Below are 14,271 nucleotides of genomic sequence, written 5' to 3' on the forward strand. Positions count from 1 at the left end.
TTTCCAAAAACAGCCTCAAAACAGGCTTCTTTATGATTTGGTAATAAACAAAATGTGGCCGGGCCGTACATAGGTGCAAAGGGGCTACAGAAGCCGCCTACCACTTTAAATCACAAAGCCATGCCAATAGAAAACGACAACATCACCAACTCAGACGAAAGCAAACGCCTGCCAGACAGTACGCCCACACCCAATGAAGGCCAGCAGACCGAGGACGAGGAAGTAGGGAAACCAGATATGGGCGGCAGTGCCCTGCAGGCCAAAGAAGTTGATTACTTGGACACAGAGCCCGAAGGATCAGAGATAGAAGGGAACGTGGCCGCCAAAGAAGAAGAGGATACCTCCCGTCTAGACGGTAGTAATGCTAACAATCTGCGTACCAAGTAATTGAAGTTGCCTGTTTGAAATCTGCTTCGGTTTATGGCCTGTTTTTGGAAAACAGGCCATAAACCGAAGCAGATTTCTTGCGTTAAAGAAATGCTGTTATAGCCTGGTTTAATTTTTAAATCCGGAAGGAAAGGCCGGCCCGGAGAAGTGTTCTCTTGGGAGGTTAATCCCTGCGGAAGTCAAATTTTGACCAGGCGGCACGCTACACTCTAAAAGTTTAACGCTATGAATAGAAACCAGCCATTCAATGCCTATGAGCGCCAGGATTGGGAAAAAGACCAGCGCCTGGATGAGAAAATGTACCGGGGTTCTTACCGCCAGGACCTGGACCGCGGAAACAAATACGATGGGTTGAACCAACGCAACAACTTCAATGACCGGGACATCAGTCAGGACTACCGGAGCGCGCAATACCAAGGCTCCAATGAAGACCTGCGCCGCGAAAATAACGGCCAGATTCCCCGCGACTATGGCCAAGACCCCACCCGCCGCGGCGAAACCATTGATAATTTCAACCCCCATGAAGATAACAACGGGCTGGAGGGTGCCTCCCGCAACTTTGGTAATATGGGAAGCTACGGCGGGGCCCAGGGCTGGGGCTCTTCCCGCGGAGGGTCACATAGAGGCAAGGCAGACGGCTCTCAGTGGGCCAGTGGCCATGGCCGCGACGAAGGACGTCAGGTAAACCGCCAGATTTATGGCGCCTACCGGGACCATAACAGTTTTGCGGCAGGGGAACGGGAGCAGTATGACGGAACCAGCCGCTATGGCACCCAGGGAGCCGATACTTCCAGAGGGTTGGAACCCGCAGACCGCACCAGCAACAGGGGCCGTGAACGGGACTTTGAGGCTACTTCCTCCAATTCCCGCCGGGGAGATGACAGCCGGTATGAAATCTATGATGATGCCCAGTCCAATTACACCCGCGGCGAATACGGGAACCAGGTAGGTGGCGGAGCCTACATGGGCAGTGGCTATGACCGCCGTACCCGTGGGGAATATGGCCCCATGATTGACTACAACCAAGCCCCCCGGGAACAATATGCCCAGGAAGGCGAAGGCGCGCGCAGTGAGAACTACGGCAACATGGCGGGTTCACTCAGCTATGGAATTGACTGGGACTACCGCTCCGCCGAAGGCCAGAACCGTCGGTATGACCCCATGAGCGGGCACATTAGGGCGCAGGGTTCCCAGCCTCCTTCACGGGAGGACTTTAACTGGTAAAATCAGCAGATCATCTGCCAACAGAAAAGGCTGCCCTAAGTTGGCAGCCTTTTCTGTTTTGGGAGAGGCCGTCTGTTTTGGGCCTGTTTTTTGAAAAACAGGCCCAAAACGGAAGGCTTTGGCGCTACGGGCCGGGCCTGTATATAATCTAGCCAAAACCCGTGCGTTCTAAGGTTTGGCGTTCTACCTTTGCGCCCGAAGAGAAATTTGAACCACGTATGAAAACTCCTTTGGCTTTTTTACTGACGTTGCTAGTGGCGGCGTGTGCGCCCTCGCCGCAGAAAAAGGTGGAGGTGTTGCAACAGGAAGTGCTGGCGTTGCATGATTCGGCCATGGCCAAAATGGGAACTTTGTACACCGGGCGCAAGCAGCTTACCTATCTCAAAGACTCAGTAGTCACTAAAGATACCGCGGCGCAGCAACAGCTTGCCCAACAGATAAATGCTCTGGTGCAGGCCGATGAGCACATGATGCAATGGATGCGGGCCTACCGTAACCCAGATGGCAAGCAACCTGAGGAGGCGCTTCTTTACCTGCAGACCCAGAAAGCAAAGATAGACCAGGTGCGGAAGGAAATTGAACTCACCCTAAAGGCCTCAGATTCACTGGCGGCACATTATTCAACCCCAAAACCATGAGAAAAACCCTATTCGCTTTCTGTCTGGGGCTAGGCCTTTTCAGCGCCTGTACTTCCTCGTCAGAAAATAAGCCTTTGCCTATTCTGGGGCCCAGAGAGCCCAAAGTAACCATGGTAGATGGCAAACCGCAGGTAGACACCTTGTACCACACCATCCCAGATTTCGCGTTCCTGGACCAGGATAGCCAAATGGTGACGCAGAAAACGGTGGCCGATAAGATCTACGTAGCCGATTTCTTTTTTACCTCGTGCCCCTCTATCTGCCCAAAGATGAAAAGCCAGATGCTGCGGGTGTATGAAAAATACAAAGACAACCCTAGGGTAGCGCTGCTTTCCCATTCCATTGACCCTACCCATGATACGGTGGCCGTGCTGCGCGATTACGCAGATCGCCTGGGCGTAAAGAGCAGTACCTGGCATTTTTTAACGGGTAACCGTGACTCTATCCTGGACCTGGCCCAGAAGCATTATTTCACCAGTGCCATGGTAGACAACGCTATGCCAGGCGGGTTTGAGCACAGCGGGGCTTTTCTGCTGGTAGATAGCCAACGGCGTCTGCGTGGGCACTATGACGGCACCAACGCCCAAGACATAGACCAACTCCTGAAAGACATGGACAAGTTGCTTTCTGAGGAAAAAAAATAACCCTATGAGACTTTCTCTCCCCAAGATTTTGTTCTCCTTAGCTGCAATGGCCTTAGTGGCAGGCTGTTTTACAGAACGTGGCAAAGAGGGCGAATTACTTTACGGACGGCACTGCAGCAGTTGCCACCTGGAGAATGGAGAGGGATTGCGGGGCGTGATTCCGCCATTGGTCAATTCTGACTACTCAGAGAAGAACCGTGATATACTGGCCTGTTTGATCAGGCAGGGGATTAAAGGACCTATTACAGTTAACGGCAAATCCTACAACCAGGCCATGCCCGGCAACCAGCAACTAACCGAAGCAGACCTCACCAACATTATTAATTACCTTTCTACAGAATTTAAATCCCCTAAAGAGCGGGTCTCCTTTGGGGAGGTGCGGGAACAGGTGAAAGCCTGCCCATAGACAGGTTTTTACCTGTTTGTCCAATTTCAAACTCTTACCCAAGAAAAAAAAGAGCAGCCCATAATATGGGCTGCTCTTTTTTTGTTGCCTCTTCCTTGGGTTTTAACGCGGACCAGTGGTGCCGGTGCCGCCGGTAGTGGTGGTTCCTGTCGTTCCGGTAGTGCCCATGGTGGTGCCGGTAGAAGTAGTCCCCGTTGTGGTTCCGGTGGTAGTGGTTCCTGTGGTGCTGGTTGTGGTACCCGTAGTTCCTGCTGTGGTCATTCCGGTGGTTCCAGCTGTTGTACTTGTTGTACCGGTAGTGCCAGTGGTGCCCATGGTAGTTCCGGTTGTGCTGCCGCTCATAGAGGTGTCGGTGGTCATGTCTGAAGCGGTGCTGGTTCCGTCCTCCATGGTGCTATTGTCTACTGAGGTGTTGTCAGTGGTGCTATCGGTCTTCTCCTCTTTTTTAGTACAAGAAGAAAAGGCCATAACCGCTGCCAACGCGAAAGCAGCGGTCCAATTTAATCTGTTCGTTATCATAGGTGAGTGCATGGTTAGGTTGTACATAGGCGTGTATGAATAACCTACGAGATTGTAATTTTTTAAGGCCAGCCAACGGGCATCAGAAATTGAAGCTTCTAAAAAATTGGGTATTTATCCACAGTGCAACTAAGTGTTTTATTCCCCTTAGTAGAGTGGAAATTCCCCTGTCTGTGTTTCATGCGTACCCATTACGTCTGCTATTTTTATCCTTAGCCCAAAATTTCCGGATTAACTAAAATGCTAAAAAAGATAGCTTTACGTTGCAATTGAAGAGAAAAGCTAATAATTTTAGTGATGGAAAATGGAGTAGAAAAAACAGGTGAGACCGGCAAGCCTTTCCAGAATCCGGGCCTCACCAAAGGCCGGGGCGCACAATACAACCCTTCCAATCCCTTCTTAAAACAGGAGTATGTGTTGGAGCACATTGAGGGGCTAGATGAGCCTTGGGAACAGCCGTTGGCCACACAGTTTTTCCAGGAAACGCCCAAGACAATAGTGAATGAGGTGAAGTCTCCGGACCTGGGTTTGATGTATTCCATGAACCCGTACCAGGGCTGCGAGCACGGGTGCGTATACTGTTATGCCCGCAATACTCATGCGTATTGGGGCCTGGGCGCAGGGCTGGATTTTGAGCAGAAGATCATCATAAAGGAGAACGCGGCCCAGGTATTAAGGCAGCAGCTGGAAAACCCCAGATGGGTGGTGCGGCCCATCATGCTGGCGGGTAACACAGACTGCTACCAACCCATTGAAGCTAAAAAGAAAATAACCCGCCAGTTGCTGGAGGTGTTGCTGCAGTACCGTCACCCGGTGAGCATGATCACCAAAAACTCCCTTATCCTGCGGGACCTGGACCTCATTCAGGAACTAAGCAAACACCAACTGGTGCACGTGAACATTTCCATCACCACCCTGGACGAGGCACTACGGTTAAAGCTGGAGCCGCGCACCGCCACCGGAGCCAAAAGGCTGGCGGTGGTTAAGGCTTTGTCTGAGGCCGGCGTGCCGGTGAATGTAATGGCGGCCCCAATTATTCCGGGGTTGAACGACCATGAAGTGCCCGCTATTCTGGAGGCCTCGGCGGCGGCAGGGGCTCTATCTGCGGCCTATACCCTTGTGCGCTTAAACGGGGCCGTAGGCGAAACCTTTGAAGACTGGATTCACAAATCCTACCCAGACAGAGCCAGCAAAGTGCTGAACCAGATCAAAGCCTGCCATGGCGGTACGCTAAATGATAGCCAGTTTGGCCGCCGGATGACAGGGGAGGGGAGATGGGCCGAAACCATTAAAGCCTTATTTAAGATCTCATTGCGGCGCCATTTCCAGGGAAGGGCAATGCCCGCCTACAATCTATCTGCTTTCTCGCCCAGGGCTGGCAAACAACTCTCTATCTTCTCTTAAATTTCTGTCTCAGGGTTTCAGCTGGGCCTCATGCCCCAAAAAGTAGCGTCTTTTCCAGATAGGAAGAGACTATGGTTCCTGCTTAAGTATTAGTTTAAGATGATTATGCTAACTGATTGATAGTTATAAAGACGGAAAACTTGGAGTGACAGCTTGTCAGGTGGAGAAAAGGTAGGGAGCCAATTGGGAGGAGCAATCTACCAAGACAGGGAGCCAAAAGCTGCCGCTAGGAAAGATATAAGGTAGGACTTGTTTAAAGACCTTGCTGTAAGGTAAGCAGTAAGGCAGGGTTTCTAAAAGGGTGATTGGCCTCCCAGGAAGGTGTTCCACAGGTAAAGTAAATGAATAGGTTGATAGCTATAAACAGTTTCGGGCCAATAGAATATAGGTGGTTATATATATTTATGGTTGAACTAGTAGCTAGCTATTTAGGAGGAGGGAAGGATACTTGAGATGTCTTGTCTTACGTCAGTCAGCCAAACAGGGTTTAACCGTATACCGTCTTGGTGAAAACACAGAAAGTTCTTTCTAGGGCAGAACATTTCTAAAACGGGTGGGTCTTTGTATCTTTAGCCGTGGGGAGAGTCCTCTTATCTACAAGCGCCGTGGCCGGGAAGAAAATAAACCGAAGCTTCTTGTTTAAACTGATTGTGGTCCTGAACATAGGGGCCGCGGTTTTGCTAGTGCTTTCTCATGTGGCCTCCTATATCAACCCGGCGGTGCTGTGGGTAGGAAGCCTAGTAGCGCTTACGTTTCCGGTGCTGTTGCTCCTGAACCTGCTGTTCATTCTCTACTGGCTTTTGATTAAAAGCCGGGCGGTATTCATCTCCTTGTTTGCGGTGTTGGTGGGGTTCAATAACCTGCAGACCCAAATCCAACTTAACCTGTTCCCAGCCAAGGTTCCCGCCCATGCCCGACAACTGCGGGTGCTTAGTTTCAATGCCCGGCTTTTTGATTTGTACGCCTGGACCGGCAACCCCCGCACCCGCGACAAGATCTTTAAGATGGTGCAGGATGAGAGCCCAGACATTCTCTGCTTCCAGGAGTTTTACACGTCCTCGCGGCCCGGCCGAAACAACCTGGACACATTGCTTCAGTTGCAGAAGGCCACCAACCAACACGTAGCCTACACAGAGACGCTACGTAAGACCGACCACTGGGGCATTGCCACCTTCAGCACGTTTCCGGTGGTACGCCGGGGGCATATCCTGTTCAATGAGAAAACCAACAACCTCTGTATTTTCACTGACCTTAAGATAGGGGAGGATACGGTGCGGGTATACAACGTGCACTTTCAGTCAAACCGGTTCAAGCGCGAAGATTATGAGTTCCTGGGCAACCCCAACGCCAAGCCCTCTAACGACGAGAAACTGATGGCCTCCCGCAACATCATAAAGCGGCTGCAGGTGGGGGCCACCAAGCGGGCGCACCAGGTGAAAGTGGTGGCAGACCACATTGAGAGTTCCCCTTACCCGGTCATCGTCTGCGGCGACTTCAATGATCCGCCGGCCTCGTTCACGTATAATAAAATTAGCAAAGGGCTTAAAGACGCGTTTGTGGAAAGTGGCTGGGGACTGGGCAATACCTTCAACGGGTTATTCTCCATTCTCCGGATAGACTACCTCCTGCATGATGCCAATATGGTAGGCTCAGGCTACCGTACCATCAGGCAGAACCTCTCAGACCACTACCCCATTGTAACGGATCTTTGGCTGAAAAAGGCCCCGCCGGTAAAATAGGAAATTGGATATTGCCGGGTTGCTGGTTTAGGGCTGTTTTCTGAAAAATGGGCTCAAAACGCCCGGCTATGAAATGGGATGCAGGACGTGTTTCTGGTTTTCAATGACGTTGTCTAGGGTCCATTCCACGCGGCCCACAAAGGCATGCTCCCGCACCTTGCAGTCAGATTTGGTGCAGAGGCGGCAACTGTCTGGGGGCAGGCAGGGGTCCAGGTGCACGAACAGTTCCACCACATCGCCCATCTCCTCGGTGATGATCTCCTGTAAAAGCTCCACTTCCTGATGCGACTCCTGTAAATTAAAGTACCAGGGTAAAGTCAGATGGCAGTCAATGTGCAGCATGCTGCCGTATTTAATCACGCGCATGTTGTGGAGGTCAATCCAGTTTTCGCGGCGGCGTTGGTTAAGTACGGCTATGATACGGTCCAGGAGCTGGTGGTCTGCCTCGTCCATTACCCCTGAGATAGAGTTACGCACAATCCCATACCCGGTATACATAATGAAAGACCCGAAAATAATGGCCACCACAGAGTCTAGCCACACCAACTGGGTGAAGTAGATGCAGCCCAGGCCAACTACCAACCCAAGGCTGGAATAAGCATCTGAGAGCAGGTGCTTGCCATTGGCAATAATGGTGAGGGAGTGGTCACGGGTGCCGCGTTTTACCAGGTACCGTCCCGCCAAGTAGTTGGCCGCGCCGGCCACTGCGGTAAGCAGGATACCCACGTCCATTTTCTGGACAGGCTGCGGGTATAGCAGGTTATAGATAGACTTGACAATGATGGCCGCACCCGCCAGGGTAATAAGAGAACCTTCCAGGCCAGAGGATATGAATTCAATCTTGCCGTGCCCGTACGGGTGGTCCAGGTCACGGGGTTTGGCTGCCAGGTAAACGCTGTACAGGGCCACGCCACCCGCCACAAAGTTAATGATGGACTCCAGGGCATCGGTTAGAATAGCGTTGGAATTGGTAAGGAAAAATGCCCCAAACTTAAGCCCCAGCAACAGAAAGGCCAACAGAAGCATGAGGGCCATTACTTTGATAGGGGAAACCTGGGAAGTGGAAGTGGGCATAGCAGCGGGTTTAATGCAAACCTTTTGCCCTAGAACGAATCATAAGCAAAAGGGGGTGCAAAAGTACAGCCTTTTCTGGTCTGTTCCCGCATTTTTTAGAAATGGAAGGCCGCTGCCTCTTGAGCCATAAGATTGGCTGGGGCATGCGAAGGGGAAGAGTAAAGAGGCTGTTACCCGAAGAGGGCCGTCAACAACCAGGTAACCAGTGAGGCCAGCAGGCCCAAGAAGAAAAATAAGAAGCCCAGGACAGTACGCATAGCCTTACTAAGTTAAATCTAAGTAAAGATACAACTTTCAGGGGAATGTCACAACTAGCTGGAAGGTTTCCTGTAGTAACTATTGCAATTGGTTAACAATCCCCCTAGTTTAGCTGTTTCATCTTGCCAGTAAAGGCAAACTAAAACGTACAACTTTACCCTATACGCATGAATACCCCGGTTAAGAAGGCTGTAGTAGGAAAACCAATTGAAAAACTGCTGAAAGACAATGCGTTGCTAACAGTAGATAATTCTTCTGTGAATGATTCCCTGGCCAGGTTGCAGGCCTTGCGGCAGTCCTATATCCAAGCGCCCGCCGCTGGCAAGAACGTTTTCAGGCTGCCCGGCTTAAGTAATAAGTAGGGATGGGCCAGATGCCGCTGTGATTAGCGGCAGCCTGGAACTAGTAGAAGAGGATTAAAAGGGAGATCCCCGCGTTTTAGAGCCGTTTTTTAAAAAACGGCTCTAAAACGCGGGGATCTCCCTTTTTGCTACTGGTAAGATTAATCGATTAAGCCTTGCTTAATGGCATACTTGATGAGGGTGGCCGTATTGCGGGCCTTGGTTTTCTCAATCAGGTGCTGGCGGTGCGACTCAATCGTTCTTTTACTGGCAAAGATCTTGTCCGCAATCTCGGCGTTGGTATAGCCCTCGGCAATGAGTTTAAGCACTTCCATTTCGCGCTTAGAGATCTCAGGCATGTTGTTGGCCTTAGCTTCCCCGGCCGGGGAGTTAGATTTCTGCAGCAGGTTAAGCGCTACTTCAGAGCAAATAAAGGAATTGTCATTGGCAACGGTCTTAATGGCGTGCACCAGCTCATCTCGGCCGGCGGTTTTCAGGATAAAGCCCATAGCCCCTGAGGCGCGTACCTTCTGCACGTAACTTTCCTGGTCCAGCATTGTCAAGACCAATACCTTAGCCTGGGGGTGGGTCTGCTGTAATTGTTTTAGGGTCTCAAAACCGTCCATTACCGGCATGTTCAGGTCCAGCATGATCACGTCTGGCGTGGTGGTTTCCAGTAATTTCAACAGTTGCTCCCCGTTTTCAGCTTCCCCAATGATCTGAATAGTGCGTTCAGATTTCAAGAGTGATTTAATCCCGTCCCGAATGATGGTATGATCATCAACCAAAATTACTTTTGTCATGCCAACTAGTGTTAGATTTCTTTCTTAATATACTGTATGGTGGTAAAATAAAAACCATTGCGTAATGCAATATACTGCATAAACGTTTTTTAGCCACCATCAACCAAAGTCCAGACCTGATTTTTGATACTTAAACCCAAAATACGTATAAATACTTAAGGCTAAAACTCGTACTTGTTACCTTTTAAACGGCAATAGGATTAGGTATATTTGTTTGGGAGAGAGACAGTTGTGTATTCTCTTTTTAGCGGAGGAGGCGCTGCCCAATGAAGATTTCAACGGAGGAAACAAAGGCCGGGTTCCTGGTTTCCTTAAAAGGGCCCCTGGATGAGGTTTGCGCTGATGTGATAAAACGGGAACTGACCGGAGTGTTCTTGCAGGATAAGAAATATGTGCTCTTGGACTTTTCAGGCGTGACCAAGTTAAGCGCCGTGGGACTACGGTACCTTCTGCCTTATGTGCAGCTCATCCATCATCAGAAAAAGCAGATCATTCTTTTCAACCTGAATGATAGTATCCATGGGTTAATCAAAAACTCTGGGTTTGGTTCTTTGGTAGTGATTAAAAAGACCCTGGCCGAAGCCGTGGCCTACGCGGCAGAAAATTCTTAACGCCTTTGCCGTCCTGTACGCTATTCTACCATGTGCCTGATAGGTCGTTAGAAAAGGTGTGGTCACAGGTCCCGTAAATCTCCATATAAAACATATCCTAAAGGAATTGGACACTAACAGGTTAAGCTCCTTTGTATTTTACTGGTAAATTCATATATTTAGGTATAAAGTTGAAGATCATGAGAATTGCGGTGGAAGAGGACGCCAAGGTGTACCAGATAAAATTGGCAGGGGAGTTGGATGCTTCTACCTGTCTGGAGGTAGACAAGGCGATAGAAAGGGCCTTGGCCGGATCTTTGGAGCAGCTGTGGATTGACTTCTCAGAATTGACTTACATTTCCTCTGCGGGCCTGGGCGTCCTTATTTCGCATTTAGGTACCCTGGAAGGACGCCGCATAAATATGGTACTGTACGGCATGAGCAAGCAAGTACGCAACGTGTTTGAGCTGCTGGGTCTACACACCATTATGGACATAGTGCCTGCCAAAGAAGACGCCGCTCTGCTGAACCAGGAAAGGTAAGCCGCAAGGAGTAGGATTGATAAGAGTAACCTATAGGGCCTCTGTCATTATGATCTGTTTGCTGGTACCGGAAAATCTTCTTCCGTAGTTTTTTGCCCATGGAAAAGTTCGTATTAGAAGGATAAAACCGCACCTAATGGTGGATAGGCTTTCCTTACAGCCTTTCTATTTTCAAGACTCGGTAGTCTGGGGTAATATCCTGTTGCTTTAGGCGTTCCTTATCTGGTAATCTCTCAAGTTAAATGCTAGGCCGTTTCTGGGCCTTTCCAAACCCATTTTTTTACTGCCTAACTGAATTCAAGACTTTTATTTTCTTGGCCATAGCAGGCGTGGGCTGAAGTTCTTTCAGAGCCTTTGCCGTAGGTACTCCTTTTTCAGATGCGGAGCACGCATTATAATTGGTAAACCGCATCGATAGCCCCCTTTATGGCACTTATTGGCTCTTTAAGCTTTGTATTTATACAGCAAGGCCAACGGTGCAAGGGGAAGCAACAGTTGGTATACAGGCGCTATGTTAGGTAGCCTAATGGGGTGCAAGGAAGAAAGGCTTTGTGTTTCGGGCCTGTTTTCTAAAAAACAGGCCCGAAACACAAAGAAGTAAAAGGCAGAAAACCAGAGGCTATTTCTTGAGAATAATGGTCACCACCGTGCCTTCCTGGGGGCCAGACTGAATCTTGAGTTGCCCGTTCAGCAGCTTCACCCCGTTCTGGATAGACCGCAGGCCCATACCTTTAGAGTTTATCTTTTCCAGCGGCGGCATGCCTTGGCCATTATCCTCTACCCGCACCATGAACTGGTGGCCTTTGTCTACTACCTGCACTAAGGCCTCAGAGGCATTGGCATGTTTCATGACGTTGTTGAGCAACTCCTGCACAAACCTGAACAGATGCGTTTCAATGGAATGGTTGGTAGGTTTATCAAAGCCGGTGATAATGCTCTGCACGGTAAAAGTGGGGGTGGTGAGTTTTCCTTCCAGGTCCTTAATGGCGGCCTTGAGGCCCAGGTCTGCCAATACCCTCGGGATCAATTCATGGGCCAGGGTCCGGGTTTCCCTAATGGCCTCCTCCAGAAAGCCTGAAATGCGTTTGAGCGGTGCCTGGGCACCCGGGTCTAATGAAGCTTGCTCCTGTACATCTTCCAGGTTGAGTTTGGCGGCATATAGCAGCTGGGCCAGACTGTTGTGGAGGGCTTCCGCAATACGCCGGCGTTCCTCGGTTTGGGTGGAAAGCACGGCTTCCAGAATAGCTTTCTGTTGGTCTAGCTTTACCTGGGTGTCTGTTTTCTGGCGTTGTTGCTGGTCTGTCACGTCATGCACAATTGCCAGAATGCCACTCACTTCCTGTGAGGCAGTCATAACAGGAGTGAAGGTGATCTCATAAGACCGGTCCTGGGCCAGGAAAGGCAGCTTATAAAGGGTAATCTGTTCACCCAGTAGAACCCTGTTCAGCTTTTGGATAAGCCGTTTCTGGCCTTTCTGGGGCAAAACTTCTACCAGCAGCTTGCCTAGCACCTGCTGCCGGGCAAGAGACGTGATCTCCTCCATTTTCTTGTTCCAGGACCTAATGCGCAGGTCTACATCCAGGGCCACAATGCCATTAATGTGGGTGTCCAACAGGTTCTGGGATAACTCCTTTTCCTGCGTAAGCTGTTCCTGGATCTTTTTCTGCTCTGTGATGTCTATGCCAAAGGCAATGCCCAACTGCCGCTGGGTGTCCAGGAAACCGAAGTTTTGGAAAAAGACTTGCCGGCCTTGGTAAGGAAAGGAAGCAGTAAAGCTTTTCACCTGGCCCTGTAGTACCTCTTGAATGTTGCCTTGCAGAAAGGGAAATACGTGAAAGATGTTTTTCCCTTTCAGTTCATTGTCCTGCAGGCCCACGCTCTGCAGGCCCTTGCCCTTAATTTCAAGGTAGTTGCCCTGCAGGTCAAGCACGGCCAGCACCATAGGTATGTTCTGCAGGATCTGGTCCAGCAGCATGGTGCTGTGCCGCGCCTCCTCCTCGGCTTTCTTTTGTTCGGTCACGTCCAGACAGAACCCAATGAGCTCATGGGAGGCCTCTTCATGGAAAAAGAAGTTTTGTTTATAGACCGGCTGGCCGTTTACGTCTGTTTTGTTTATGAACTGGACCTTTTGCTGCCGGAACCCGGCCTGCAGGTGCTTTAGAACGTCTGGGTTGATCTCCTGGAAAAGCTTTCCCTCCAATTGATCCTGGGCTAGCCCCAAAGCCTTCAGTCCGTTGCCCCTGGCCTCCAGAATCTCCATCTGGGGGCTTATGCGCCAGAGAATAACAGGTAGGTTTTTCAGGATGGCTTCAATGGTCTCGTTTTTCTGGTGCAGATCTTGCTCGGCCCTCAGTTTCTCGGTAACGTCCTGGGCTATGCCCACCAACTGGGTTGGCACCCCAGAGGCTCCCCGCTTAAAGACCGTCTCCCGGAAATGGATGTTGCGCCAGGAGGAGTCCTTGGCCTGCACGCGCACATTGTACTCCAGAAAATCGCCGTCCTTCACGTTGGCAAAGCGATGGGCCCGGTTAAGGATAAGGGAGGCATCCTCAGGGTGGAAGAGCGTATCCAGGAGCTCGCGCGGGTGGCCTTGTATGTCAGTGTCCTTATAGCCCAGAAAGGAAAGGAAATTGCGGTTGTTGTAGACGTTGCGGCCCAGTTGCAGGTCTTCCACGTACAGGAAGTCTGGCATGGCCTCGGCCATTTTTTTTATAAGTAGTTGGCTTTCCTGCAGTTTTTCAGTGGCAACGCGGTGCTGGGTAACGTCCTCAAAGGTGAATACAAAGCCATCCTCCAGTTTAACAGCCACGCAGTTGAGGTAGATCTCGCGGTTTTCTAGGGAGTAATGCGCCGAAAAAGTAGCCGGGTGGCCGGTTTCTACCACCTGCTGGAAAATAGTGAAATGGCCATCCTCCACCACTCGCGGGAATGTTTCCGCCAGGCGGGCCCGGCGTAACTGGTCCTGCGGACGGTTCAGGAACACTTCAGCAGTTTTATTGGCCAGCAACCATTCAAAATCTAAAATCTCCCCCTCTTGATTACGTACGGCCCTGAACACCTGTATGGCGTTCAAAGAGCTATTGATGATGGCCGAAAGCAGGGCTTCCTTATTGTGCAGGGCCACGTGGCTCTGCTTGCGTTCGGTCACGTCCAGAAAAGCGATTCTGACCTGTTGGGAGCCATTATTCTGTTTGAGTAGAATGCCTTCTAACTGGGCGTGCAGTTCCATGCCCGTGGGTGTGGAAAGCTGAAGTTCAACCGTCTGCGTCTTCTCTGCCTGCAGCACCTTCTTGAAGAAACCGTAGAAAGCGTCCAGGCTATTGGAATGCACAGACTGGCTGAAGCGCCGGTTCAGGAGGTGTTCATAGGCGGTATGGAGAATTTGGACGCCTTTGGCATTCACCTCTTCTACCACGCCGTGTTCGTCTAAGGTCACGTACCCAAAGGGGGCGTGCAAGTAAAGATCTCTGTATTTTTCCTGGGCCGCTTCCAGTTCCTGGGTAGCCATTTGCAACTGGTGGTTCTGCATCTCCAATTCAACCTGGTGCGTCTGCAGTTCCTGGATGAGGTGGAATACGTCTTGTTCAGACATGTTTCCAGCCTCTTCGGCACTGATGGGGCGTACCAGTTTTTCTGCCTTTTTCCGTAGCAAAGACAATTCATGGGCCAGGCCAAGCGGGTTTTTCTTATCAGTACTCATGA

The 14,271-nt window shown here is 50.5% G+C and carries 14 protein-coding genes; 10 read left to right on the plus strand and 4 right to left on the minus strand.

The window, feature by feature from the left end:
- The first annotated feature begins 120 nt into the window (after positions 1–120).
- From ACYVJQ_RS05895 to ACYVJQ_RS05915, 5 genes are all read left to right on the plus strand, one after another.
- A complete protein-coding gene (locus ACYVJQ_RS05895) occupies positions 121–387 on the plus strand; it encodes a hypothetical protein (protein ID WP_460892138.1) in 267 nt (88 codons plus the stop codon).
- 225 nt (positions 388–612) lie between these two features.
- A complete protein-coding gene (locus ACYVJQ_RS05900) occupies positions 613–1,611 on the plus strand; it encodes a hypothetical protein (RefSeq protein WP_460892139.1) in 999 nt (332 codons plus the stop codon).
- Positions 1,612–1,829: 218 nt separating this feature from the next.
- The gene (locus tag ACYVJQ_RS05905; RefSeq protein WP_460892140.1) at positions 1,830–2,249 is read left to right on the plus strand and encodes a hypothetical protein; all 420 of its coding nucleotides are present in this window, start codon (positions 1,830–1,832) and stop codon (positions 2,247–2,249) included.
- The gene (locus ACYVJQ_RS05910) at positions 2,246–2,893 is read left to right on the plus strand and encodes an SCO family protein (protein ID WP_460892141.1); all 648 of its coding nucleotides are present in this window, start codon (positions 2,246–2,248) and stop codon (positions 2,891–2,893) included. The genes ACYVJQ_RS05905 and ACYVJQ_RS05910 overlap by 4 nt, the downstream gene beginning before the upstream one ends.
- A gap of 4 nt (positions 2,894–2,897) precedes the next feature.
- On the plus strand, positions 2,898–3,299 hold the full coding sequence (locus ACYVJQ_RS05915) for a c-type cytochrome (RefSeq protein ID WP_460892142.1): 402 nt from the start codon (positions 2,898–2,900) through the stop codon (positions 3,297–3,299).
- Positions 3,300–3,401: 102 nt separating this feature from the next.
- Here the strand turns inward: ACYVJQ_RS05915 and ACYVJQ_RS05920 are convergent, their stop codons facing one another.
- Positions 3,402–3,818, minus strand: coding sequence for a hypothetical protein (locus ACYVJQ_RS05920; protein WP_460892143.1), 417 nt, complete (start codon positions 3,816–3,818; stop codon positions 3,402–3,404).
- 297 nt (positions 3,819–4,115) lie between these two features.
- On the opposite strand from ACYVJQ_RS05920, the gene ACYVJQ_RS05925 reads away from it, so the two are divergent.
- Together ACYVJQ_RS05925 and ACYVJQ_RS05930 are read left to right on the plus strand one after the other, a co-directional pair.
- On the plus strand, positions 4,116–5,222 hold the full coding sequence (locus tag ACYVJQ_RS05925) for a PA0069 family radical SAM protein (protein WP_460892144.1): 1,107 nt from the start codon (positions 4,116–4,118) through the stop codon (positions 5,220–5,222).
- Between the two features lie 635 nt (positions 5,223–5,857).
- Positions 5,858–6,961, plus strand: a complete 1,104-nt coding sequence (locus ACYVJQ_RS05930) for an endonuclease/exonuclease/phosphatase family protein (RefSeq protein WP_460892145.1) — start codon at positions 5,858–5,860, stop codon at positions 6,959–6,961.
- A gap of 66 nt (positions 6,962–7,027) precedes the next feature.
- Here ACYVJQ_RS05930 and ACYVJQ_RS05935 read toward each other — a convergent pair whose 3' ends face one another.
- Complete coding sequence (locus tag ACYVJQ_RS05935) at positions 7,028–8,035, minus strand: cation diffusion facilitator family transporter (RefSeq protein WP_460892146.1); 1,008 nt, start codon at positions 8,033–8,035, stop codon at positions 7,028–7,030.
- Between the two features lie 425 nt (positions 8,036–8,460).
- Here ACYVJQ_RS05935 and ACYVJQ_RS05940 point away from each other — a divergent pair, with 425 nt between their 5' ends.
- Positions 8,461–8,655 carry a hypothetical protein gene (locus ACYVJQ_RS05940; RefSeq protein WP_460892147.1) on the plus strand — a complete coding sequence of 65 codons (195 nt, stop codon included), beginning with the start codon at positions 8,461–8,463 and terminating at the stop codon, positions 8,653–8,655.
- A 140-nt stretch (positions 8,656–8,795) separates the two neighbouring features.
- Here the strand turns inward: ACYVJQ_RS05940 and ACYVJQ_RS05945 are convergent, their stop codons facing one another.
- Positions 8,796–9,437, minus strand: coding sequence for a response regulator (locus ACYVJQ_RS05945; protein WP_460892148.1), 642 nt, complete (start codon positions 9,435–9,437; stop codon positions 8,796–8,798).
- Between the two features lie 266 nt (positions 9,438–9,703).
- Here ACYVJQ_RS05945 and ACYVJQ_RS05950 point away from each other — a divergent pair, with 266 nt between their 5' ends.
- Together ACYVJQ_RS05950 and ACYVJQ_RS05955 are read left to right on the plus strand one after the other, a co-directional pair.
- Positions 9,704–10,048, plus strand: coding sequence for an STAS domain-containing protein (locus ACYVJQ_RS05950; RefSeq protein ID WP_460892149.1), 345 nt, complete (start codon positions 9,704–9,706; stop codon positions 10,046–10,048).
- 179 nt (positions 10,049–10,227) lie between these two features.
- Positions 10,228–10,569 (plus strand): STAS domain-containing protein, encoded by a 342-nt coding sequence (locus tag ACYVJQ_RS05955; protein WP_460892150.1) that lies wholly within the window; start codon positions 10,228–10,230, stop codon positions 10,567–10,569.
- Between the two features lie 619 nt (positions 10,570–11,188).
- Here the strand turns inward: ACYVJQ_RS05955 and ACYVJQ_RS05960 are convergent.
- The gene (locus tag ACYVJQ_RS05960; protein WP_460892151.1) at positions 11,189–14,269 is read right to left on the minus strand and encodes a PAS domain-containing sensor histidine kinase; all 3,081 of its coding nucleotides are present in this window, start codon (positions 14,267–14,269) and stop codon (positions 11,189–11,191) included.
- Between the last annotated feature and the right edge of the window lie 2 nt (positions 14,270–14,271).

The sequence above is a fragment of the Rufibacter soli genome (assembly GCF_054781795.1).